The following is a 19,341-nucleotide window of genomic DNA, read 5'->3' on the forward strand; positions in this document are numbered from 1 at the left end:
GCGCGCGTCGGACGCCAGGCGTCCGACGCCACTGGACGCCTTTCTTTTCCCCTTCACACAAATTCGCCTATACTGCCCTGTTCATTTTGACAGTAGTCAGGGGTAGTTGATGGATACCATTCTGGTTCGCGGTGCACGGACTCATAACCTGAAGAACGTGGATCTGGATATCCCGCGTGACAAGCTCGTGGTGATCACAGGCCTGTCCGGCTCGGGGAAATCCTCACTGGCCTTCGACACCCTTTACGCGGAAGGTCAGCGCCGCTATGTGGAATCCCTGTCCACCTATGCCCGCCAGTTTCTGTCGATGATGGAAAAGCCCGATGTGGATCACATCGAGGGCCTCAGCCCAGCCATCTCAATCGAGCAGAAATCCACCAGCCACAACCCCCGCTCCACCGTAGGCACCATTACCGAAATCTATGATTACCTGCGCCTGCTGTTTGCCCGGGTGGGCGAGCCCCGTTGTCCGGAGCACGATGCGCCCTTGGCTGCCCAGACCATCAGCCAGATGGTGGACCAGGTGCTGGCCATGGAAGAAGGCAGCAAACTAATGCTGCTGGCACCCGTGATCCGCGAGAAAAAAGGCGAGCATCTGCACCTGTTCGAGGAATTGCGCGCCCAGGGCTTTATCCGCGCACGCATCGACGGTCGCATCTACGACATGGATGACACCCCGGATCTGGACAAGAACAAGAAGCACACCATCGAGGTAGTGGTGGACCGCTTCAAGGTCCGCGACGACCTGCAGAACCGGCTGGCGGAATCCTTTGAAACCGCGCTTAACCTGGCAGACGATATCGCCATCATTGCCCCCATGGACGGTGACGGGGAGGAAGTGACCTTCTCCGCCAAGTTTGCCTGCCCACACTGCGGCTATTCGATTCCCGAGCTGGAGCCACGGCTGTTTTCCTTCAATAACCCGGCCGGCGCCTGCCCCAGTTGTGATGGGCTGGGCGTGAAGCAGTTCTTTGATGAAGACAAGGTCATCAATTCCGACGAACTGTCCCTGTCGGAGGGCGCCATTCGCGGTTGGGACCGCCGCAACGTCTACTATTTCCAGATGCTCAACTCCCTGTCCCAGAGTCTGGGCTTCGACATGGACGTGGCGTTCCGGGAACTGCCCAAGGATATCCGCAAGAAAGTGCTGCACGGTACCGGCAAGGAAAGCATCGAATTCCGTTACCTCAACGATCGCGGCGACATCATCAAGCGCAACCATCCGTTCGAGGGCATCATCCCCAACATGGAGCGGCGCTACCGGGAAACCGAGTCTGACGCGGTGCGCGAAGACCTGCTCGGCTACATGTCCACCTCCAGCTGCCCCAGCTGTCATGGCTCGCGGCTGCGCGAAGCGGCCAGACATGTGTTTATCGAAGAAACCACGCTGCCGGAAGTGGTTCGTCTTGCGGTGGGCAAGGCCCATGCGTATTTCAGCGAACTGAGCCTGCCCGGCAGCAAAGGGGAGATTGCCGACAAGATCCTCAAGGAAATCCGCGACCGCCTGCAGTTCCTGGTCAACGTGGGGCTGGAATACCTGACTCTGGAACGCAGTGCGGAAACCCTCTCCGGGGGCGAGGCACAACGTATTCGCCTGGCCAGCCAGATTGGCGCGGGACTGGTCGGCGTCATGTACGTGCTGGATGAGCCTTCCATCGGCCTGCACCAGCGCGACAACGAGCGTCTGCTCAATACCCTCACCCGTCTGCGCGATCTGGGCAACACAGTACTGGTGGTAGAGCATGATGAGGACGCCATCCGTCTTGCCGACCATGTGATCGACATCGGCCCCGGCGCCGGCGTGCATGGTGGCAAGGTCGTTGCCCAGGGCACAGCCAAACAGGTCGCCGACAACCCGGACTCCCTGACCGGCGACTATTTGTCCGGCCGCAAGACGATTGCAGTGCCCAAACAGCGCCGCCAGAACCCGGACGACAACTGGCTAACCCTGCACGGTGCCACCGGTAATAATCTCAAGGGACACCCCCTGAACATTCCGGTGGGCCTGTTTACCTGCATCACCGGGGTCTCCGGCTCCGGCAAATCCACCCTGATCAACAGCACCCTCTATCCCCTGGCCGCCACTAAACTGAACAAGGCGACCACCCTGAAGGCATCGCCCCATGAGGCCATTGAGGGACTGGAGCATTTCGACAAGGTGGTGGATATCGACCAGAGCCCTATCGGCCGCACGCCGCGCTCCAACCCTGCCACCTATACCGGTATCTTCACGCCGGTGCGCGAGCTCTTTGCCGGCACCCAGGAAGCCCGTGCCCGCGGTTACAAGCCCGGTCGTTTCAGTTTCAACGTGAAAGGCGGTCGCTGTGAAGCCTGTCAGGGCGATGGGGTTATCAAGGTAGAAATGCACTTCCTGCCGGATATCTATGTGCCCTGTGAGGTCTGCGAAGGGAAACGCTACAACCGGGAAACCCTGGAGATCACCTATAAAGGCAAGAACATCTTCGAGGTGCTGGATCTGACCATCGAAGACGCCCGGGAATTCTTTGATGCGGTGCCCTCCCTGGCCCGCAAGCTGCAGACCCTGATGGATGTGGGCCTGAGCTATGTAAAACTTGGGCAGGCGGCCACCACCCTGTCCGGCGGCGAAGCCCAGCGGGTCAAGCTGGCCAAGGAACTGTCCCGCCGGGACACCGGCAACACCCTCTATATTCTCGACGAGCCCACCACCGGCCTGCACTTCGCGGATATCCAGTTATTACTGGACGTGCTAAACCGGTTGGCCAATCATGGCAACTCCGTGGTGGTGATCGAACACAACCTGGATGTGATCAAGACCGCCGACTGGATCGTGGATCTGGGCCCGGAAGGGGGCGACGGCGGGGGCGAGATCATCGCAGAAGGGACGCCGGAGGAAGTGGCGAAAGTGAAAGGCAGCCACACCGGTCGTTTCCTGAAAGGCATGCTGAAATAGGTCTAACCGTGAACGGCAGCACACTTTCCGGCAACGTCACACAGCCGCAGTGCGCTGCCCATCCCACCGTCATAAAGCCGCGGCACAATCCGTTTCATTCTTCTTTCGGGAGACAGATCATGAAACGGATAGTGGCACTGAAAGCGTGCATCACCACCCTGGCCATCGGCCTTGCCGCTGCTGCCTGTGCCAGTCACGGGTCGAAAAACAGCGTTGAACTGGGCCCTCGCCCCTATTATCTGGTCGCAGACATGGACGCAGGTCCTCTCAAGCAGGCGCTGCAGGAATGCGCCAGTCAGCGACGCCCACAGCAAAGCAGCGACTTCTCCATCGGCCACCGCGGTGCCCCGCTCCAATTCCCCGAGCACACCGAGGAATCCTATCGGGCCGCCGCACGCATGGGTGCCGGTATCGTTGAATGTGATGTGACCTTCACCAAGGACCGCGAGCTGGTCTGTCGACACTCCCAGTGCGACCTGCACACCACCACCAATATTCTCGAAACCGATCTGGCCAGCCAGTGCAGCGAACCGTTTACTCCCTTTGATGGCAGCAATCCGGCCAGTGCCCGTTGCTGCACCAGTGACATCACCCTGGCCGAGTTCAAGACGCTCAAGGGAAAAATGGACGGCGCCAATCCCCGTGCCACGACCGTGCATGACTATCTGAAGGGCACGGCAAGCTGGCGCACAGACCTGTACGGCCAAAAAGGCACCCTTCTCAGTCACCGGGAGAGCATCACCCTGTTGCGCGAGCTCGGGGTAAAGATGACACCGGAACTGAAAGCCCCTCAGGTTGCAATGCCCTATGAAGGGGAATACCGCCAGCAGGACTATGCGCGCCAGCTGATCGAGGAATACCAGCAAGCCGGGGTCTCCCCTCGGCAAGTGTATCCGCAATCCTTCAACCTGGAAGACGTGCGCTACTGGATCAATCATCATCCCCGTTACGGGCAGCAGGCGGTGTATCTGGATGGCCGTGACAGCCAGGGACTGGACCCTCAAAACCCGGGCACCTGGCAGCCCGATATGGATACGCTGGCAGGCTATGGCGTGAACATTATTGCCCCGCCCCTGTGGATGCTGGTGACAACCGACAGGCGCAATCGCATTGTTCCCAGCCCCTATGCCCGGGCTGCCCGCAATGCCGGCCTGGATATCATCGCCTGGTCCCTGGAACGCTCCGGCCCCCTGACCAACGGTGGTGGCTGGTACTACCAGAGCGTTAAACCGGCTATCAACAACGACGGCGACACCCTGATGCTGCTGGATGTATTGGCAAGGGACGTGGGCGTTATCGGTGTCTTTTCCGACTGGCCCGCCACCACCACCTTTTATGCAAACTGCCGCAAACTGCGGGGCAAGCCATAAGCGCACAAGACTGGCGCAGGTGCACCAGCAACGCACCGATCCGCTCCAGAATGGGGCGACAATACCCGCAGCCCGGCAAATCACACTGGCACGTTTTCTGCTTCGATCTCATGGACCTGGAGCCGTGACCGCAGAAAACCGTGATCCGCTTCTTTCGGCAACCATTCAGAGGAGTATATGCAATGGACGCCACCCCCAATCACCGCTGGTTGATGCAATACAACATTGTCAATCTGGTGAATCAGTGCCGTCGACTGATTCGTGCCGAATTTGACGAGAGCCTGTCACTGACCGATCCGGCACTCCGTCAGAAGCTTGCCCATTACGCTGGTCATACCCGCTCCCAGGGAATGCAAAGGCTCTACGGAGAAATTCGTCTGGCACTTCTGGAGCTGGAGGGAGAGGATCCGCCCTTGAGCCATTCCCCCGGCCCTGGCGCTCGCCTGTACCGCGGACAACCGGTTGACCCCAGCCCCGAGAGCAAAAGCAAGGACGATGGGGCAAACCCACGCCTGCGCAAGGGCCTGGTCTATCGTGGCCAAAAGGTTGCCCAGGGGTAATACGAGGACTGGATGCGGCGAATCAGGCGGAAAACTGGAAGATGCTCAAATCCAGAGGCAGGCTTTCCCCCAGCCACATGACCAGCTCCGTATGGTCGCGTAAATCATCGCCACTCAGCCCGTGGACGAAGATAGTCAGGCCGTTTCGACTGGCCACCAACCAGGGAATCACTTCACCCGCCAGACGGCGAGGAATGGATAGCTGGCAACTCCAGCATGGATGCGGGCCCACCGGCTTGCGGTGCATCTGGCCCATGGGTATATCAAAACGCTGATGGGCAGCCTGACAGAGCGCAGCCGCCTGGGAGAAGGTGGATTCGTCAAAATAGACGTGTGCGTGAAATCCGTTGATTGCCATAGACACTGCCCCCGAGGTGTTTTCAGCCTCACTGACAGCATAGTACAAGCCACCCGGCTTGCGACAGACATAAAAAAACCGGGCTGTTAGCCCGGTTTTTTTGAAGCATGGAACGCTTACTCTTCGTCAGCGTCCGCAAGCTCAGGGCGATCCACCAGCTCAACATAGGCCATCGGTGCGTTGTCACCGGCACGGAAGCCCATTTTGAGGATACGTACGTAGCCGCCAGGACGGCTCTGGTAACGGGGACCCAGCTCGTTGAACAGCTTACCAACCACTTCCTTGGAGCGGGTGCGGTCGAAAGCCAGACGACGGTTCGCTACCGAGTCTTCCTTGGCCAGAGTGATCAACGGCTCAGCCACACGACGCAGCTCTTTGGCCTTCGGCAGAGTGGTCTTGATCACTTCGTGCTCCAGCAGAGACACGGCCATGTTACGGAACATCGCCTGACGATGAGAGCTGTTCCGATTCAGTTTTCTGCCGCTTTTGCGATGACGCATGATTCTGTTCCTATGTTCAGGGGCGCTTCACAGCGTCCACAACAACTAACTTAGCGCAATTTGGTGTTCAGCCGGTCGTCGTCACGAAGACTGACCGGGGGCCAGTTTTCCAGACGCATACCCAGCGACAGGCCTTTGGAAGCCAGCACGTCCTTGATCTCGGTGAGCGACTTCTTGCCCAGATTCGGGGTTTTCAGCAGCTCAACCTCGGTACGCTGTACCAGATCGCCGATGTAGTAAATGTTCTCGGCCTTCAGGCAGTTGGCGGAACGGACGGTCAGTTCCAGATCATCTACCGGGCGCAGCAGGATGGGATCGATTTCTTCGCGTTCCTGCTTCGGTTCTGGCTTGGCATCCTGTTCCAGATCCACGAATACCGCAATCTGTTGCTGCAGGATGGTAGCAGCGCGGCGAATCGCTTCTTCCGGATCGATGGTGCCATCGGTTTCCAGATCAATAACCAGCTTGTCCAGGTCAGTGCGCTGCTCCACACGGGCAGCCTCAACCACATAAGCCACACGACGTACCGGGCTGTAGCTGGCGTCCAGCTGCAGACGGCCAATGCCACGGGTCTCGTCGTCATCAGACTGACGTGCGTCGGCAGCTACATAGCCACGACCTTTCTGCACTTTCAGCTTCACACGCAATTCGGTGTCACCGGTAATGGTGCAGATCACGTGATCCGGGTTGACGATCTCAACACTGTGATCACGCTGGATATCACTCGCGGTAACAACGCCCGGGCCTTTCTTGACCAGTTCGAGAGTCGCTTCTTCGCGATCTTCCATCTTCAGAGCAACGCCCTTCAGGTTCAGCAGGATGTTGATCACATCTTCCTGCACCCCTTCGATGGAGGAGTATTCATGCTGTACCCCGTCGATCTCCACTTCGGTGATCGCACAGCCGGGCATACTGGAGATCAGGATGCGACGCAGCGCAGTCCCCAGGGTGTGGCCAAAGCCACGCTCCAGCGGTTCCAGAACCACTTTGGCGTGGGTCTGGTTGATCGCGTTGACCGCGATCGAGCGGGGCGTGAGAAAGTCGTTCACGGCGGTCATAGAGATCCCTCAGGCAGTCCTTACTTGGAGTACAGCTCGACGATCAGGTTTTCGTTGATCTCGGCAGGCAGGTCGATACGCTCAGGCTTCGCCTTGTAGGTACCTTCCAGCTTCTTCTCGTCAACTTCGATCCAGGGCATAAAGCCACGCTGCTGAGCCAGCTCCATGGCGTTTTTCACGCGCAACTGAGCTTTGGACTTCTCGCGAACGGTGATGATGTCACCGGGCTTGACCTGATAGGAAGCCACATTGACAGACTGACCGTTGACCAGAATCGCACGGTGGCTAACCAGCTGACGCGCTTCGGCGCGGGTGGAGCCGAAGCCCATGCGGTAAACCACGTTATCCAGACGACCTTCCAGAAGTTGCAGCAGGACTTCGCCGGTTGCACCCTTGGAAGAGGCGGCTTTCTTGTAGTAGCTGCGGAACTGCTTTTCCAGTACACCGTAGGTACGACGAACTTTCTGCTTCTCACGCAGCTGCACACCGTAGTCGGACAAACGAGCCGGACGACGACCGCTTGCGCCAGCTGCCTGCCCCGGAGCCTGCTCCGCTTTACACTTGGATTCCAGAGGGCGGATACCGCTCTTCAGGAACAGATCGGTGCCTTCACGACGGGAAAGCTTGCACTTGGGACCGATGTATCTTGCCATCTTGCTTTAACTCCCGTTACACGCGACGCTTTTTGGGCGGACGACAGCCGTTATGCGGAATCGGCGTAACGTCCTCAATATGGGTAATCTTGTAGCCACAGCCATTCAGGGCACGAATGGAAGATTCGCGACCTGGGCCCGGGCCTTTTACCCGTACTTCCAAATTCTTGAGACCGTAGTCCTTGGCAGCGTTGCCCGCGTTTTCAGCCGCCACCTGGGCAGCAAACGGGGTGCTTTTACGGGAACCACGGAAACCAGCGCCACCGGAGGTCGCCCAGGACAACGCATTGCCCTGACGATCAGTGATGGTGATGATGGTATTGTTGAAGGATGCGTGCACGTGGGCGATACCGTCTGCAACGGTACGCGTTACCTTCTTACGACGTGCGCCACTATCTTTCTTTGACTTAGCCATAATGCCTATCCAAATCCAGCCGCTGACGTTTCAGCTTATTTGCGAATCGGTTTACGCGGACCTTTACGGGTCCGAGCATTGGTCTTGGTACGCTGGCCACGCAGTGGCAAGCCGCGACGATGACGAATACCACGGTAGCAACCGAGGTCCATCAGACGCTTGATGTTCATGGTGATTTCCCGGCGCAGGTCACCTTCAGTAGACAACTTGGCTACCTCGCCACGAATGACGTCAAGTTGTTCACCGCTCAGATCACGAACTTTCGCGGTCTGATCAATACCGGCCGCGGTGCAGATTTGAGCTGCACGGGTACGACCGATCCCGAAGATGTAGGTGAGAGAGATCACCGTGTGCTTATTTTCCGGGATGTTAACGCCTGCAATACGGGCCATCCGAATATCTCCGATTCACAAAACGGGTGGCGCCAGGCTCTGAGGCGCCGAAAGGCGGCAGAGTCTAGCGCTACACCGACTGAATTTCAACCAAACACTTAAAAGAAGACGTAACCTTAACCCTGGCGCTGCTTGTGCCGGGGTTCGGCACTGCAGATCACCATGACGCGACCCTTACGACGGATCACTTTGCAGTTTCGGCAGATCTTCTTCACAGAAGCCTGAACTTTCATCGCACTCGCCTCGTTCGTTAACGCACCAGACCGGTGCCACCATACCCTTTCAGGTTGGATTTCTTCATCAACTTCTCGTACTGGGTGGACGTCAGGTGCGAATTTACCTGCGACCAGAAGTCCATCACCACCACCACTACAATCAGCAGAGAGGTGCCGCCCAGATAGAAGGGCACGTTGGCAACTGCCTGCAGACCCAGTGGCAACAAGCACACCAGCGTCATATATACCGAACCGATCAGGGTCAAACGGCCCATCACTGTGTCGATATAGCGAGCAGATTGCTCGCCCGGGCGAATGCCCGGAATATATGCGCCGGATTTCTTCAGGTTGTCAGCGACATCCTTCGGATTGAACACCAGCGCAGTATAAAAGTAGCAGAAGAACACGATTGCCAGGGTAAACAGCAGAATATACAGCGGAGTCCCGGGCAGCAGAGCATCACTCACGTTTCTCAGTGCCTGGCCCCACCAGGAATCCGGATTCGAATCACTGAACCACTGGGTCAGCGACGCCGGAAACAGCAGAATGGAGCTGGCAAAGATAGCCGGAATAACACCTGCCATGTTCACCTTCAGCGGCAGATGACTCTGCTGCGCTGCATACACACGACGTCCCTGCTGACGACGCGCATAGTTCACCGTAATACGGCGCTGTCCGCGCTCCATGAAGACCACACCGAAAATCACGGCGAGAGCCACCAGGAACACAAACAACATCATGATCAGGCTCAGGTCACCAGTACGGGCGGACTCGAAAGTCTGCGCAATGGCGCCAGGCAGGCCTGCCACAATGGATGCGAAGATCAGCATGGAAATACCATTACCAATGCCCCGCTCGGTAATCTGCTCACCCAGCCACATCAGGAACACGGTACCGGTCAGCAGGGTGGTTACCGCCACGAAATAGAAGCTGGCAACCTGCATGGTGCTGGCCGTTTCCGGCAGCAGCGTAATGCCCTGGCTGTTCAGTCCGGCAACCATGCCGAAAGACTGGATGCCACCCAGCAAAACCGTCAGATAACGGGTGTACTGGGTAATCTTGCGTCGACCCTGTTCACCTTCCTTGCGGAGCTGCTCCAGGGTAGGCACCACTGCCGTCATCAGCTGAATCACGATGCTGGCAGTAATGTAGGGCATAATGCCCAGCGCAAAGATACTCATGCGCTCCAGGGAACCCCCGGAGAACATGTTGAAGAGACCAAGAATGGTGTCCCGGTTGTTGTTGAACATCTGTTGCAACGCTTCCGGGTTCATGCCCGGGACCGGGATATGTGCCCCGATCCGGAACACCACCAGGGCGCCCAACAGAAAACCGATTCTCCGCCACAGCTCACGCATTGCACTGCTATCAGCCTTGGGCGGACCACCATTCAATGTCTGAGCGCGATTCTTCGCCATAAAGCGCTGCCTTATTCTTCGACTTTACCGCCAGCTTTCTCGACCGCTTCGCGGGCGCCTTTGCTGATCGCTACGCCACGAATGGTTACTGCACGGTCGATTTCACCCTGCAGAACAATCTTGGCGCGCTTCATGTCACGACGCACAACATTGGCTGCTTTCAGGGCGGCCAGATCGATAACGTCGCCGTCAACTTTGGCAAGCTCAGCCAGGCGAACTTCGGCAGTGCCCATAGCCAGCTTGGACGTGAAACCGAACTTCGGCACACGACGCTGCAGCGGCATCTGACCACCTTCGAAACCGGGCTTCACCGTACCGCCGGAACGGGACTTCTGACCCTTGTGGCCGCGACCACCGGTCTTGCCCAGGCCGGAGCCGATACCACGACCTACGCGCTTGGCGTCCGGACGGGAACCTTCAGCGGGATGCAGATCATTCAGACGCATCACTTATTCTCCCTCTACCTGCACCAGATACGCGACCTTGTTGATCATGCCGCGAACTGCCGGGGTATCTTCAACTTCCACAGTGTGGCCGATGCGGCGCAGACCGAGACCGCGCACACAGGCCCTATGCTTTTCCAGCCGGCCGTTGATGCTCTTAACCAGCTTTACCTTGATCTTATCAGCCATCGTAACGATTCCGTTATCTGCGCTTAGTTCAGAATGTCTTCGACAGACTTGCCACGCTTGGCAGCCACAGACTCCGGAGACGCCATGGACTTCAGGCCGTTAAAAGTAGCCCGAACCACGTTTACCGGATTGGTGGAGCCATAGCACTTGGCCAGTACGTTCTGAACGCCTGCGACTTCCAGCACGGCACGCATGGCACCGCCGGCAATTACACCGGTACCGTCATCGGCCGGCTGCATGTACACCTTGGAGGCACCGTGACGAGCCTTCATCGGGTGCTGGATGGTGGTGCCGTTAAGCTCCACCTGAATCATGTTGCGGCGGGCAGCTTCCAGGGCTTTCTGGATAGCGGCAGGCACTTCACGGGCCTTACCACGACCAAAGCCGACTTTACCCTTGCCGTCACCCACTACGGTCAACGCGGTAAAACCGAAAATACGGCCGCCTTTAACTACCTTAGCAACCCGGTTTACCTGAACCAGCTTTTCCTGCAGACCTTCGTTGGGATCAACCTTCGCCATAACCAAGCACCCTTAGAATTCAAGACCGTTTTCACGCGCGGCATCCGCCAGCGCCTTAACACGGCCGTGATATTTGAAACCAGAACGGTCAAAGGCTACGCGCTCAATGCCCGCTTCCTTGGCACGCTGAGCGATCAGCTGGCCAACTTTCACCGCTGCGTCAGCATTACCTGTCGCATCAGCACGCAGATCTTTCTCGACCGTGCTTGCAGACGCCAGCACCTGGTCACCAGCCACAGAGATCACCTGCGCATAAATATGACGCGGGGTACGATGTACGCAGAGACGGACTTGGCCCAGCTCGCGGATCTTCAGGCGAGTGCGCTTGGCCCTGCGTAGACGTGAAACTTTTTTGTCTTTCATGGCATCAATCTCGACGATTATTTCTTCTTGGCTTCCTTACGGCGCACTTGCTCATCAGCATAGCGCACCCCTTTGCCCTTGTAGGGCTCAGGCGGACGGAAGGCCCGAACATTGGCAGCAACCTGACCAACCAGCTGCTTATCAATGCCTTTAATGACAATTTCGGTCTGGCTCGGGGTTTCAACGGTAATCCCTTCAGGCAGCTCGAAAGCTACCGGGTGGGAGAAACCGAGGGTCAGGTTCAGTACCTTGCCCTGAGCCTGCGCGCGATAACCCACGCCGAGGAGCTGAAGCTTGCGCTCGAACCCTTCGGCAACGCCAGTCACCATGTTATTCAGCAGAGCCCGAGAGGTCCCGGCCAGTGCCCATGCCTTCTGGGAATCATCGTGCGGCTTCACTGATACCACACCGTCTTCCAGGGACACGGCTACCAGCTCGTGAACTTCGTGCTCCAGGCTGCCCTTGCCACCTTTAACGGTGACTTTCTGGCCGTCGACTTTGACTTCGACGCCCTTCGGCAGATTTACCGGACTTTTAGCTACTCTAGACATTGCTGCACCTAACCCGTCTACGCCACTTCTGTTAGGACACTTCGCAGATCAGCTCGCCACCAACATTGGCTTTGCGCGCTGCGCGGTCAGAAATAATGCCCTGATTGGTGGATACGATCATGATACCCAGGCCGCCTTTGACCTTGGGAATCTCACCCGCGGCCTTGTAGACCCGCAGACCAGGACGACTTACCCGTTTGATCGTGTCAATCACCGGGTTGCCTTCGAAATACTTAAGCTCAACCGTCATTACCGGTTTCTTGTCATCACTGATCTTGTAATCAGCAATGAAGCCCTCTTCCTTCAGTACTTTGGCTACAGCTTCCTTTGCCTTGGAGGCAGGAATCTCGACCTGTACTTTCTCGGCCATCTGGGCGTTACGAATACGAGTTAACATATCCGCCATGGTATCTTGCATGCTCATGCCGCAATCGCTCCGCTTAACTTTGCTTACCAGCTGGACTTAACCAGACCGGGAACATCACCGCGCATCGCTGCTTCACGCAGCTTGATCCGGCTCAGGCCGAACTTGCGGTAGTAGCCGTGCGGACGACCGGTGATACGGCAGCGGTTACGCTGACGAACCGGGGAAGAATCGCGCGGCAATTTTTGCAGCTGAAGCTGAGCATCCCACTTCGCTTCAGGTTCTGCATTGGGATCCTGGATAATCGCCTTAAGCGCTGCACGCTTGGCGGCAAAACGCTTAACCAGCTTAGCGCGTTTTGCTTCCCGGTTTTTCATGGATTCTTTAGCCATGATAAATCCTCTTAGCCCTTCAGCGGGAAGTTGAAGGCGCGCAGCAGCGCCCGTGCTTGGTCGTCGTTCTTCGCTGTGGTGGTGATGGTAATATCCAGACCACGCAGCTTGTCGACTTTGTCGAAATCGATTTCCGGGAAAACGATCTGCTCACGCAGACCCATGGAATAGTTACCACGCCCGTCAAAGGATTTCGGATTCAGACCACGGAAGTCGCGAATTCGCGGAATGGCAATGGAAACCAGGCGCTCGAGAAATTCATACATACGCTCGCCACGCAGGGTTACCTTGCAACCAATCGGCCAACCTTCACGAATCTTGAAGCCTGCAACAGACTTCCGCGCGTTGGTTACCAGGGGCTTCTGACCGGAAATCGCAGTCATGTCCGCCAGGGCACCATCCATCGCCTTACGATCCTGGGAGGCCTCACCAACACCCATGTTCAGGGTGATCTTGGTGATCTTTGGCACTTCCATGATATTACCGAGACCAAGCTCATCTTTCAGCTTGGGCACGATCTCGTCTTGATAAATCTTTTTCAGATCACTCATGGGTCACCTAACCTACAGCGTTTCGCCGTTGGACTTGAAGAAACGCACTTTCTTGCCGTCTTCAAAACGGAAGCCCACACGATCCGCTTTCTGCGTCTTGGGGTTCCAGATGGCAACGTTGGAAGCGTTAAGCGATGCTTCCTGTTCTACGATGCCGCCTTGAGTACCACGGTTAGGATTGGCCTTAACATGTTTCTTGACCATGTTGACGCCAGCAACGATGAGACGACCATTGTCCAGAACCTGCCGAACAGAGCCGCGCTTACCTTTGTCCTTTCCCGCAATTACGATGACTTCGTCATCACGCTTAATCTTGAGCATTACCTTCACCCGCCTTTACAGAACTTCAGGTGCCAGGGAGATGATCTTCATGAACTGCTCGGTACGCAGCTCCCGCGTTACCGGGCCGAAGATCCGGGTACCGATCGGTGCCTTGTTGTTGTTCAACAGCACCGCGGCGTTTTCGTCGAAACGAATCAGTGAACCGTCTGGACGGCGCACACCCTTACGGGTACGCACAACCACAGCGGTCATTACATCACCTTTCTTAACACGGCCGCGCGGAATTGCTTCCTTCACTGTGACCTTGATGATGTCACCAATGCCTGCATAGCGGCGGTGAGAACCACCCAGCACTTTGATGCACTGTACCCGACGGGCGCCACTGTTATCGGCGACTTCGAGCATGCTTTCGGTCTGAATCATCGCTAAATCTCTCCAACTCTGCCTTTACAGGCAGCCACAGCAACGGTCCGTCAGGCTTCGTTCGCCTGTTCAACTACGTTTACCAGCATCCAGGTCTTGCGCTTGGACAGCGGCCGGCACTCCTCAATGGTGACCAGGTCACCTTCACGACATGTGTTCTCTTCATCGTGCGCCATCAGTTTCGTGGAACGCTTGATGATCTTGCCGTAAATCGGGTGCTGGACCCGGCGCTCTACCAACACAGTGATAGTTTTGTCACCTTTGTTAGAGATGACTTTGCCGGTAGCGGTCCGGCGCATTGTATTCGCCTCTGCCATGACTAGTTACCCTGCTTCTCTCTCAGAATGGTCTTAACGCGCGCAATATTGCGGCGAACCTTCCCAAGCTCATGGGTTTTAGAAATCTGACCGGACGCGCTCTTCATACGCAGCTTGAATTGTTCCTCAAGCAGCTCGATTTGCGTCTGCTGCAGCTCTTCGACACTCTTTTCTTTCAGCTCGCTCGCTTTCATGGCTTACATCACCGTCCGAGTCACGACACGGGTGCTTACCGGCAGCTTGGCCGCGGCCAGACGGAACGCTTCACGCGCAACGTCTTCTGACACACCTTCCATTTCGTAAAGCATCTTGCCCGGTTGAATCTGGGCAACCCAATACTCTACAGAACCCTTACCTTTACCCATCCGCACTTCAAGAGGCTTCTTGGTAATCGGCTTGTCCGGGAAAACCCGGATCCAAATTTTTCCACCACGCTTGATGTGGCGGGTCATTGCACGACGGGCCGCTTCGATCTGGCGCGCAGTAATACGGCCACGACCGGTCGCTTGCAGACCAATGGTGCCAAAAGACACCTTGCTGCCCCGCTGTGCCAGGCCGCGGTTACGGCCCTTCATCACTTTCCGGAATTTGGTACGCTTCGGCTGCAACATCGTTCGTTACCCTTTAACCGCGGCCGCGCTTCTTCGCGCCCTTGGACTGCTTCTGCTGCTCTTCCTGCTGAACCTGCTCCATGCCACCAAGCACTTCGCCACGGAAGATCCACACCTTGATACCGATGGTGCCGTAAGTGGTTTCAGCACGTACGCTTGCGTAATCGATGTCGGCACGCAAAGTATGCAGAGGCACTCGGCCCTCGCGGTACCATTCGGTACGCGCAATTTCTGCACCACCCAGACGACCGGACAGCTGAATCTTGATACCTTCAGCACCGGACTTCATGGCGTTCTGAACCGCACGCTTCATGGCGCGACGGAACATCACACGGCGCTCCAGCTGACCGGCAACATTGTCGCCTACCAGACGCGCATCCAGGTCGGGCTTGCGCACTTCCTCGATGTTGATATGAACCGGCACACCCATCTGAGCGGCAACATCACGACGCAGACGCTCAACGTCTTCGCCTTTTTTGCCGATCACGATGCCCGGACGCGCAGTAGCAATAGTGATGCGCACGTTCTCTGACGGACGCTCAATCTTGATACGGCTCACCGACGCGTTCTTCAAACGCTTGAACAGGAACTCACGTACCTGCAGGTCGGTAACCAGGCAGTCTGAGTAAGACTTCGGTCCGGCATACCAGAGCGAGTTGTGCTCTTTGACAATGCCAAGGCGAATACCGACCGGATGAACTTTCTGACCCATCTGGTTACTCCTGACCTTCTGAGACTTTCACAGTAATGTGGCAAGTACGCTTGAGGATTCGGTCAGCGCGGCCTTTGGCGCGCGGACGAATACGCTTCATGGTCATGCCTTCATCCACGTAAACCGTGGACACCTTCAGCTCATCAACGTCAGCGCCGTCGTTGTTTTCCGCATTTGCAATCGCGGACTCCAGCACTTTCTTAACGATTTTTGCCGCCTTCTTCGGGCTGAATTCCAGAAGATTCAGCGCCTTCTCGACTTCCAGGCCTCGGACCTGGTCCGCTACGAGGCGGGCTTTCTGAGCCGAAATTCTTGCGCCGCGCAGACGGGCTGCAACTTCAGTAGCCATGGCTGTCACCTTATCGCTTAGCCTTTTTGTCCACGATATGCCCGCGGTAAGTGCGGGTCAGGGCGAACTCGCCCAACTTGTGGCCCACCATGTGCTCGGTAACCATTACCGGGACATGCTGTTTGCCGTTATGCACAGCAATTGTCAGACCCACCATCTCCGGAACAATCATGGAGCGACGGGACCAGGTTTTAATCGGCTTACGGGAGCCGGCTTCCACCGCATCTTCCACCTTGCTGAGCAGGTGGTGATCCACAAAAGGACCTTTTTTCAGTGAACGTGGCACAGCCTGAACCTCTCTTTATCCCTTACTTACGACGGTCACGCACAATCATCTTGGAAGTGCGCTTGTTTGTACGGGTCTTGTGGCCCTTGGTCGGTACACCCCAGGGGGTTACCGGATGACGACCACCAGAAGAGCGCCCTTCACCACCACCATGTGGGTGGTCGACCGGGTTCATCGCCGCACCGCGAACGGTGGGTCGAACACCCCGCCAGCGCGTTGCGCCCGCTTTACCCAGTGAGCGCAAACTATGCTCACTGTTGGATACTGAACCGATGGTCGCCTTGCAGTCGGCGTGAACCTTGCGCATCTCGCCGGAGCGCAGACGCAGGGTCACATACTGACCGTCTTTCGCCAGCACCTGCACGGAAGTCCCTGCAGAGCGGGCCAACTGACCACCTTTACCGGGCTTCATTTCCACGTTATGCACGGTGGAACCCAGCGGAATGTTACGCAGCGGCAGCGCGTTACCCAGCTTGATCGGCGCATCTTCGCCGGACTGGATACGGTCTTCCGCCTGCAGGCCTTTGGGGGCCAGAATATAACGACGCTCACCGTCCAGGTACTTGACCAGCGCAATGTGCGCGGAACGGTTCGGATCGTATTCCAGACGCTCAACAATGCCTACTACACCATCTTTGTTACGACGGAAGTCAATCAAACGGTATTTCTGCTTGTGACCACCACCTTTATGACGGGTAGTAATGCGACCATTGTTGTTACGACCACCGTTTTTGCTCTTGGCTTCCAACAGCGGCGCGTAGGGAGCACCTTTATGCAGTTCTTCGCTGACCACCTTGACTACAAAGCGGCGGCCCGGAGAAGTCGGCTTGCACTTTACAATCGCCATTATTCCTTACTCCCTTCCTTACTCTGCGCCCAGGAAGTCAATGTCCTGGCCTTCCTCTAGGGAAACGTAGGCCTTCTTCCAGTCAGCGCGCTTACCCGCAACGCGACCGAAGAATTTGGACTTGCCTTTCATGTTGGCGGTACGAACAGCTTTAACCTTCACTTCAAAAAGGGCTTCAACGGCCTTTTTGATTTCCAGCTTGTTCGCATCTTTAGCCACTTTAAACACGAAGGTGCCGTTCTGATCAGCAAGAATGGTTGCCTTCTCAGAGACGTGCGCAGCACGCAGCACTTTCAAAATACGTTCCTGGTTCATGCCAGTGCCTCCTCAAGCTTCTTCAGAGCCGGCACAGTAACGAGCACCTTCTCGAAAGCAATCAGGCTCACCGGATCCACGCCGTCAGCGTCACGAACGTCGACCTTGGGCAGGTTGCGCGAACCCAGATACAGGTTCTCGTCAACACTGTCGGTCACGATCAGGACGTTAGCCAGATCCAGCTCTTTCAGCTTGGCTGCAACAGCCTTGGTCTTGGGCTCGCCCACGGTGAATTCATCCACCACAACCAGGCGATCCTGACGAACCAGCTCAGACATGATGCACTGGAGCGCACCACGGTACATTTTACGGTTCACTTTCTGAGAGTGATCACGGTTTACCGCAGCAAATGTCTTGCCGCCGCCACGCCAGATCGGGCTACGGATCGTACCAGCACGGGCACGACCGGTGCCTTTTTGACGCCACGGCTTACGGCCACCACCACTCACATCAGAGCGGTTTTTCTGTGCCTTGGTACCTTGACGGGCACCAGCCAGAAACGCAGTCACAACCTGATGAACCAGAGGCTCGTTAAAGTCCTTGCCGAAGGCGACTTCGGAAACGGTAACGGTACCTCCAGAGGCAGTATTGAGATTCATCCTCTATTCCTCTTTCAGGCCTTCGCCTTCACTGCCAGACGCACGATCACATCACCACCGGTAGCACCGGGGACCGCACCTTTAACCAGCAACAGATTCTTTTCAGCATCTACGCGAACCACTTCCAGATTCTGGACAGTGACGCGCTCAGCACCCATATGGCCAGCCATCTTCTTGCCTTTGAATACGCGGCCCGGAGTCTGGTTCTGACCAATGGAACCCGGAGCACGATGAGACAAGGAGTTACCGTGGGTCATATCCTGGGTGCTGAAGTTCCAACGCTTCACGCCACCAGCAAAACCCTTACCTTTGGAAGTGCCGGTCACATCAATCATCTGACCCGCTTCAAATCCTTCGACGGTCACTTCAGAACCCGGCTGCAGCTCACCTGCCTCAGCACGGAATTCCCAAACACCACGGCCCGCTTCTACACCAGCTTTTGCGAAATGACCGGCTTGCGCCTTGGTCACGCGGCTGGCACGGCGCTCACCGACCGTTACTTGCACGGCCTGGTAGCCATCTGATTCTTCGGCCTTGAGCTGGGAGACCCGATTCGGGGTCACTTCGATGACAGTCACGGGAACACTGATACCTTCCTCAGTGAAGACCCGAGTCATCCCACATTTCCGACCGATCACACCAATCGCCATTGTTTACCTCTTCACAACCTGTCGCGGTAATACCCGCCCGTTGTTAACCCAGGCTGATCTGCACATCCACACCAGCAGCCAGATCCAGCTTCATCAGCGCATCCACGGTTTTATCCGTAGGCTCAACGATGTCCACCAGCCGCTTGTGGGTGCGGATCTCATACTGATCTCGCGCGTCTTTATTTACGTGCGGAGAGATCAGCACTGTAAAGCGTTCTTTACGCGTCGGCAGCGGGATAGGACCCGTCACTTGCGCGCCTGTCCGTTTAGCCGTATCCACGATCTCTTGGGCGGACTGATCAATCAGACGATGATCAAAGGCCTTGAGCCGGATGCGGATTCTTTGGTTAGCCATAGCTAACAAACTCCAGACTGTTTCGAACCATATTTATATGGCAAAAAGCCCACTTACCTGATCGCCAATGGATAGGTGAGTGGTGTCAAAACAAGCCCGGGAACAATGCCCCGGTTGGTACTGCTCGAAAGCAGGGCGCAGATAGTAGCCATTCCCCCCCGGCATTGCAAGGACCTTTTGGCCCTAATCCGGGAAATCCGGCAAAAAAGTGAAAATAAAGTGCTTTCGCTCTTCAGACCCACCTTCTACCCGCCCCCGACACTGCGAGAGCACGCCGGCGCACGCCCCAAGGCCTGACACCAGCATCAAAAAGGGGGCCGCCAGCGACCCCCTTTTCACACCCAGTAAGG

At 56.7% G+C, this 19,341-nt stretch carries 32 protein-coding genes; 3 read left to right on the forward strand and 29 right to left on the reverse strand.

Going from position 1 to position 19,341, the window contains the following annotated elements:
- Positions 1-109 precede the first annotated feature (109 nt).
- The 3 genes from uvrA (at position 110) to A0251_RS14970 (ending at position 4,862) form a co-directional block, all read left to right on the forward strand.
- The gene (uvrA, locus tag A0251_RS14960) at positions 110-2,932 is read left to right on the forward strand and encodes an excinuclease ABC subunit UvrA (protein WP_062817646.1); all 2,823 of its coding nucleotides are present in this window, start codon (positions 110-112) and stop codon (positions 2,930-2,932) included.
- A gap of 119 nt (positions 2,933-3,051) precedes the next feature.
- A complete protein-coding gene (locus A0251_RS14965) occupies positions 3,052-4,302 on the forward strand; it encodes a glycerophosphodiester phosphodiesterase family protein (RefSeq protein ID WP_062817647.1) in 1,251 nt (416 codons plus the stop codon).
- A 182-nt stretch (positions 4,303-4,484) separates the two neighbouring features.
- Positions 4,485-4,862 (forward strand): hypothetical protein, encoded by a 378-nt coding sequence (locus tag A0251_RS14970; protein WP_062817648.1) that lies wholly within the window; start codon positions 4,485-4,487, stop codon positions 4,860-4,862.
- A gap of 22 nt (positions 4,863-4,884) precedes the next feature.
- Here A0251_RS14970 and A0251_RS14975 read toward each other — a convergent pair whose 3' ends face one another.
- From A0251_RS14975 to rpsJ, 29 genes are all read right to left on the reverse strand, one after another.
- Positions 4,885-5,220 carry a DOPA 4,5-dioxygenase family protein gene (locus A0251_RS14975; protein WP_062817649.1) on the reverse strand — a complete coding sequence of 112 codons (336 nt, stop codon included), beginning with the start codon at positions 5,218-5,220 and terminating at the stop codon, positions 4,885-4,887.
- Positions 5,221-5,336: 116 nt separating this feature from the next.
- Complete coding sequence (gene rplQ, locus A0251_RS14980; RefSeq protein ID WP_062817650.1) at positions 5,337-5,720, reverse strand: 50S ribosomal protein L17; 384 nt, start codon at positions 5,718-5,720, stop codon at positions 5,337-5,339.
- A gap of 50 nt (positions 5,721-5,770) precedes the next feature.
- Positions 5,771-6,778: a DNA-directed RNA polymerase subunit alpha gene (locus A0251_RS14985; RefSeq protein ID WP_062817651.1), complete on the reverse strand. Its 1,008-nt coding sequence runs from the start codon at positions 6,776-6,778 to the stop codon at positions 5,771-5,773.
- A gap of 20 nt (positions 6,779-6,798) precedes the next feature.
- On the reverse strand, positions 6,799-7,431 hold the full coding sequence (gene rpsD, locus A0251_RS14990; RefSeq protein ID WP_062817652.1) for a 30S ribosomal protein S4: 633 nt from the start codon (positions 7,429-7,431) through the stop codon (positions 6,799-6,801).
- Positions 7,432-7,447: 16 nt separating this feature from the next.
- On the reverse strand, positions 7,448-7,846 hold the full coding sequence (gene rpsK, locus A0251_RS14995; RefSeq protein ID WP_011587706.1) for a 30S ribosomal protein S11: 399 nt from the start codon (positions 7,844-7,846) through the stop codon (positions 7,448-7,450).
- A 35-nt stretch (positions 7,847-7,881) separates the two neighbouring features.
- Positions 7,882-8,238 (reverse strand): 30S ribosomal protein S13, encoded by a 357-nt coding sequence (rpsM, locus tag A0251_RS15000; protein ID WP_062817653.1) that lies wholly within the window; start codon positions 8,236-8,238, stop codon positions 7,882-7,884.
- A gap of 116 nt (positions 8,239-8,354) precedes the next feature.
- Positions 8,355-8,471: a 50S ribosomal protein L36 gene (rpmJ, locus tag A0251_RS15005; RefSeq protein ID WP_008928865.1), complete on the reverse strand. Its 117-nt coding sequence runs from the start codon at positions 8,469-8,471 to the stop codon at positions 8,355-8,357.
- Between the two features lie 17 nt (positions 8,472-8,488).
- The gene (secY, locus tag A0251_RS15010) at positions 8,489-9,871 is read right to left on the reverse strand and encodes a preprotein translocase subunit SecY (RefSeq protein ID WP_062817654.1); all 1,383 of its coding nucleotides are present in this window, start codon (positions 9,869-9,871) and stop codon (positions 8,489-8,491) included.
- Between the two features lie 11 nt (positions 9,872-9,882).
- A complete protein-coding gene (gene rplO, locus A0251_RS15015; RefSeq protein ID WP_035249946.1) occupies positions 9,883-10,317 on the reverse strand; it encodes a 50S ribosomal protein L15 in 435 nt (144 codons plus the stop codon).
- Positions 10,318-10,320: 3 nt separating this feature from the next.
- Positions 10,321-10,503: a 50S ribosomal protein L30 gene (gene rpmD, locus A0251_RS15020; protein WP_062817655.1), complete on the reverse strand. Its 183-nt coding sequence runs from the start codon at positions 10,501-10,503 to the stop codon at positions 10,321-10,323.
- Positions 10,504-10,526: 23 nt separating this feature from the next.
- Positions 10,527-11,024 carry a 30S ribosomal protein S5 gene (gene rpsE / locus A0251_RS15025; protein ID WP_035249941.1) on the reverse strand — a complete coding sequence of 166 codons (498 nt, stop codon included), beginning with the start codon at positions 11,022-11,024 and terminating at the stop codon, positions 10,527-10,529.
- A gap of 12 nt (positions 11,025-11,036) precedes the next feature.
- Positions 11,037-11,387 (reverse strand): 50S ribosomal protein L18, encoded by a 351-nt coding sequence (gene rplR, locus A0251_RS15030; RefSeq protein WP_062817656.1) that lies wholly within the window; start codon positions 11,385-11,387, stop codon positions 11,037-11,039.
- Positions 11,388-11,404: 17 nt separating this feature from the next.
- Positions 11,405-11,938 (reverse strand): 50S ribosomal protein L6, encoded by a 534-nt coding sequence (gene rplF, locus A0251_RS15035; RefSeq protein WP_062817657.1) that lies wholly within the window; start codon positions 11,936-11,938, stop codon positions 11,405-11,407.
- Positions 11,939-11,969: 31 nt separating this feature from the next.
- Positions 11,970-12,362 carry a 30S ribosomal protein S8 gene (rpsH, locus tag A0251_RS15040; protein WP_062817658.1) on the reverse strand — a complete coding sequence of 131 codons (393 nt, stop codon included), beginning with the start codon at positions 12,360-12,362 and terminating at the stop codon, positions 11,970-11,972.
- A gap of 26 nt (positions 12,363-12,388) precedes the next feature.
- Positions 12,389-12,694, reverse strand: a complete 306-nt coding sequence (gene rpsN, locus A0251_RS15045; RefSeq protein WP_062817659.1) for a 30S ribosomal protein S14 — start codon at positions 12,692-12,694, stop codon at positions 12,389-12,391.
- An 11-nt stretch (positions 12,695-12,705) separates the two neighbouring features.
- A complete protein-coding gene (gene rplE, locus A0251_RS15050) occupies positions 12,706-13,245 on the reverse strand; it encodes a 50S ribosomal protein L5 (protein ID WP_062817660.1) in 540 nt (179 codons plus the stop codon).
- Between the two features lie 12 nt (positions 13,246-13,257).
- Entirely contained in the window at positions 13,258-13,566 is a 309-nt protein-coding gene (rplX, locus tag A0251_RS15055; RefSeq protein ID WP_062817661.1) for a 50S ribosomal protein L24, read from the reverse strand.
- 15 nt (positions 13,567-13,581) lie between these two features.
- Positions 13,582-13,950: a 50S ribosomal protein L14 gene (rplN, locus tag A0251_RS15060; RefSeq protein ID WP_022986486.1), complete on the reverse strand. Its 369-nt coding sequence runs from the start codon at positions 13,948-13,950 to the stop codon at positions 13,582-13,584.
- Between the two features lie 50 nt (positions 13,951-14,000).
- Positions 14,001-14,267, reverse strand: a complete 267-nt coding sequence (gene rpsQ / locus A0251_RS15065) for a 30S ribosomal protein S17 (RefSeq protein ID WP_035249932.1) — start codon at positions 14,265-14,267, stop codon at positions 14,001-14,003.
- Between the two features lie 2 nt (positions 14,268-14,269).
- Positions 14,270-14,461, reverse strand: coding sequence for a 50S ribosomal protein L29 (gene rpmC, locus A0251_RS15070; RefSeq protein ID WP_062817662.1), 192 nt, complete (start codon positions 14,459-14,461; stop codon positions 14,270-14,272).
- Between the two features lie 3 nt (positions 14,462-14,464).
- Positions 14,465-14,878: a 50S ribosomal protein L16 gene (gene rplP / locus A0251_RS15075; RefSeq protein ID WP_035249931.1), complete on the reverse strand. Its 414-nt coding sequence runs from the start codon at positions 14,876-14,878 to the stop codon at positions 14,465-14,467.
- Between the two features lie 13 nt (positions 14,879-14,891).
- Positions 14,892-15,590, reverse strand: a complete 699-nt coding sequence (rpsC, locus tag A0251_RS15080; RefSeq protein ID WP_062817663.1) for a 30S ribosomal protein S3 — start codon at positions 15,588-15,590, stop codon at positions 14,892-14,894.
- A 4-nt stretch (positions 15,591-15,594) separates the two neighbouring features.
- Positions 15,595-15,939, reverse strand: a complete 345-nt coding sequence (gene rplV / locus A0251_RS15085; RefSeq protein WP_062817664.1) for a 50S ribosomal protein L22 — start codon at positions 15,937-15,939, stop codon at positions 15,595-15,597.
- 10 nt (positions 15,940-15,949) lie between these two features.
- Entirely contained in the window at positions 15,950-16,225 is a 276-nt protein-coding gene (rpsS, locus tag A0251_RS15090; protein ID WP_035249928.1) for a 30S ribosomal protein S19, read from the reverse strand.
- A 22-nt stretch (positions 16,226-16,247) separates the two neighbouring features.
- The gene (rplB, locus tag A0251_RS15095; RefSeq protein WP_062817665.1) at positions 16,248-17,072 is read right to left on the reverse strand and encodes a 50S ribosomal protein L2; all 825 of its coding nucleotides are present in this window, start codon (positions 17,070-17,072) and stop codon (positions 16,248-16,250) included.
- A gap of 18 nt (positions 17,073-17,090) precedes the next feature.
- Positions 17,091-17,387 carry a 50S ribosomal protein L23 gene (gene rplW / locus A0251_RS15100; RefSeq protein ID WP_062817666.1) on the reverse strand — a complete coding sequence of 99 codons (297 nt, stop codon included), beginning with the start codon at positions 17,385-17,387 and terminating at the stop codon, positions 17,091-17,093.
- Entirely contained in the window at positions 17,384-17,986 is a 603-nt protein-coding gene (gene rplD, locus A0251_RS15105) for a 50S ribosomal protein L4 (protein ID WP_062817667.1), read from the reverse strand. Before rplD ends, rplW begins: the two co-directional genes overlap by 4 nt.
- 14 nt (positions 17,987-18,000) lie before the next feature.
- Positions 18,001-18,636, reverse strand: a complete 636-nt coding sequence (gene rplC / locus A0251_RS15110; RefSeq protein ID WP_035249924.1) for a 50S ribosomal protein L3 — start codon at positions 18,634-18,636, stop codon at positions 18,001-18,003.
- A 43-nt stretch (positions 18,637-18,679) separates the two neighbouring features.
- Positions 18,680-18,991 carry a 30S ribosomal protein S10 gene (rpsJ, locus tag A0251_RS15115; protein WP_022986497.1) on the reverse strand — a complete coding sequence of 104 codons (312 nt, stop codon included), beginning with the start codon at positions 18,989-18,991 and terminating at the stop codon, positions 18,680-18,682.
- Positions 18,992-19,341 lie beyond the last annotated feature (350 nt).

The organism is Alcanivorax sp. NBRC 102024, from assembly GCF_001602235.1.
GTDB lineage: Bacteria > Pseudomonadota > Gammaproteobacteria > Pseudomonadales > Alcanivoracaceae > Alcanivorax.

What these genes read in the sequence shown, in the direction of transcription:
- uvrA (WP_062817646.1), top strand. Translation starts at nt 110, where the DNA reads ATGGATACCATTCTGGTTCGCGGTGCACGGACTCATAACCTGAAGAAC.
- A0251_RS14965 (WP_062817647.1), top strand. Translation starts at nt 3,052, where the DNA reads ATGAAACGGATAGTGGCACTGAAAGCGTGCATCACCACCCTGGCCATC.
- A0251_RS14970 (WP_062817648.1), top strand. Translation starts at nt 4,485, where the DNA reads ATGGACGCCACCCCCAATCACCGCTGGTTGATGCAATACAACATTGTC.
- A0251_RS14975 (WP_062817649.1), bottom strand. Translation starts at nt 5,220, where the DNA reads ATGGCAATCAACGGATTTCACGCACACGTCTATTTTGACGAATCCACC.
- rplQ (WP_062817650.1), bottom strand. Translation starts at nt 5,720, where the DNA reads ATGCGTCATCGCAAAAGCGGCAGAAAACTGAATCGGAACAGCTCTCAT.
- A0251_RS14985 (WP_062817651.1), bottom strand. Translation starts at nt 6,778, where the DNA reads ATGACCGCCGTGAACGACTTTCTCACGCCCCGCTCGATCGCGGTCAAC.
- rpsD (WP_062817652.1), bottom strand. Translation starts at nt 7,431, where the DNA reads ATGGCAAGATACATCGGTCCCAAGTGCAAGCTTTCCCGTCGTGAAGGC.
- rpsK (WP_011587706.1), bottom strand. Translation starts at nt 7,846, where the DNA reads ATGGCTAAGTCAAAGAAAGATAGTGGCGCACGTCGTAAGAAGGTAACG.
- rpsM (WP_062817653.1), bottom strand. Translation starts at nt 8,238, where the DNA reads ATGGCCCGTATTGCAGGCGTTAACATCCCGGAAAATAAGCACACGGTG.
- rpmJ (WP_008928865.1), bottom strand. Translation starts at nt 8,471, where the DNA reads ATGAAAGTTCAGGCTTCTGTGAAGAAGATCTGCCGAAACTGCAAAGTG.
- secY (WP_062817654.1), bottom strand. Translation starts at nt 9,871, where the DNA reads ATGGCGAAGAATCGCGCTCAGACATTGAATGGTGGTCCGCCCAAGGCT.
- rplO (WP_035249946.1), bottom strand. Translation starts at nt 10,317, where the DNA reads ATGCGTCTGAATGATCTGCATCCCGCTGAAGGTTCCCGTCCGGACGCC.
- rpmD (WP_062817655.1), bottom strand. Translation starts at nt 10,503, where the DNA reads ATGGCTGATAAGATCAAGGTAAAGCTGGTTAAGAGCATCAACGGCCGG.
- rpsE (WP_035249941.1), bottom strand. Translation starts at nt 11,024, where the DNA reads ATGGCGAAGGTTGATCCCAACGAAGGTCTGCAGGAAAAGCTGGTTCAG.
- rplR (WP_062817656.1), bottom strand. Translation starts at nt 11,387, where the DNA reads ATGAAAGACAAAAAAGTTTCACGTCTACGCAGGGCCAAGCGCACTCGC.
- rplF (WP_062817657.1), bottom strand. Translation starts at nt 11,938, where the DNA reads ATGTCTAGAGTAGCTAAAAGTCCGGTAAATCTGCCGAAGGGCGTCGAA.
- rpsH (WP_062817658.1), bottom strand. Translation starts at nt 12,362, where the DNA reads ATGAGCATGCAAGATACCATGGCGGATATGTTAACTCGTATTCGTAAC.
- rpsN (WP_062817659.1), bottom strand. Translation starts at nt 12,694, where the DNA reads ATGGCTAAAGAATCCATGAAAAACCGGGAAGCAAAACGCGCTAAGCTG.
- rplE (WP_062817660.1), bottom strand. Translation starts at nt 13,245, where the DNA reads ATGAGTGATCTGAAAAAGATTTATCAAGACGAGATCGTGCCCAAGCTG.
- rplX (WP_062817661.1), bottom strand. Translation starts at nt 13,566, where the DNA reads ATGCTCAAGATTAAGCGTGATGACGAAGTCATCGTAATTGCGGGAAAG.
- rplN (WP_022986486.1), bottom strand. Translation starts at nt 13,950, where the DNA reads ATGATTCAGACCGAAAGCATGCTCGAAGTCGCCGATAACAGTGGCGCC.
- rpsQ (WP_035249932.1), bottom strand. Translation starts at nt 14,267, where the DNA reads ATGGCAGAGGCGAATACAATGCGCCGGACCGCTACCGGCAAAGTCATC.
- rpmC (WP_062817662.1), bottom strand. Translation starts at nt 14,461, where the DNA reads ATGAAAGCGAGCGAGCTGAAAGAAAAGAGTGTCGAAGAGCTGCAGCAG.
- rplP (WP_035249931.1), bottom strand. Translation starts at nt 14,878, where the DNA reads ATGTTGCAGCCGAAGCGTACCAAATTCCGGAAAGTGATGAAGGGCCGT.
- rpsC (WP_062817663.1), bottom strand. Translation starts at nt 15,590, where the DNA reads ATGGGTCAGAAAGTTCATCCGGTCGGTATTCGCCTTGGCATTGTCAAA.
- rplV (WP_062817664.1), bottom strand. Translation starts at nt 15,939, where the DNA reads ATGGCTACTGAAGTTGCAGCCCGTCTGCGCGGCGCAAGAATTTCGGCT.
- rplB (WP_062817665.1), bottom strand. Translation starts at nt 17,072, where the DNA reads ATGGCGATTGTAAAGTGCAAGCCGACTTCTCCGGGCCGCCGCTTTGTA.
- rplW (WP_062817666.1), bottom strand. Translation starts at nt 17,387, where the DNA reads ATGAACCAGGAACGTATTTTGAAAGTGCTGCGTGCTGCGCACGTCTCT.
- rplD (WP_062817667.1), bottom strand. Translation starts at nt 17,986, where the DNA reads ATGAATCTCAATACTGCCTCTGGAGGTACCGTTACCGTTTCCGAAGTC.
- rplC (WP_035249924.1), bottom strand. Translation starts at nt 18,636, where the DNA reads ATGGCGATTGGTGTGATCGGTCGGAAATGTGGGATGACTCGGGTCTTC.
- rpsJ (WP_022986497.1), bottom strand. Translation starts at nt 18,991, where the DNA reads ATGGCTAACCAAAGAATCCGCATCCGGCTCAAGGCCTTTGATCATCGT.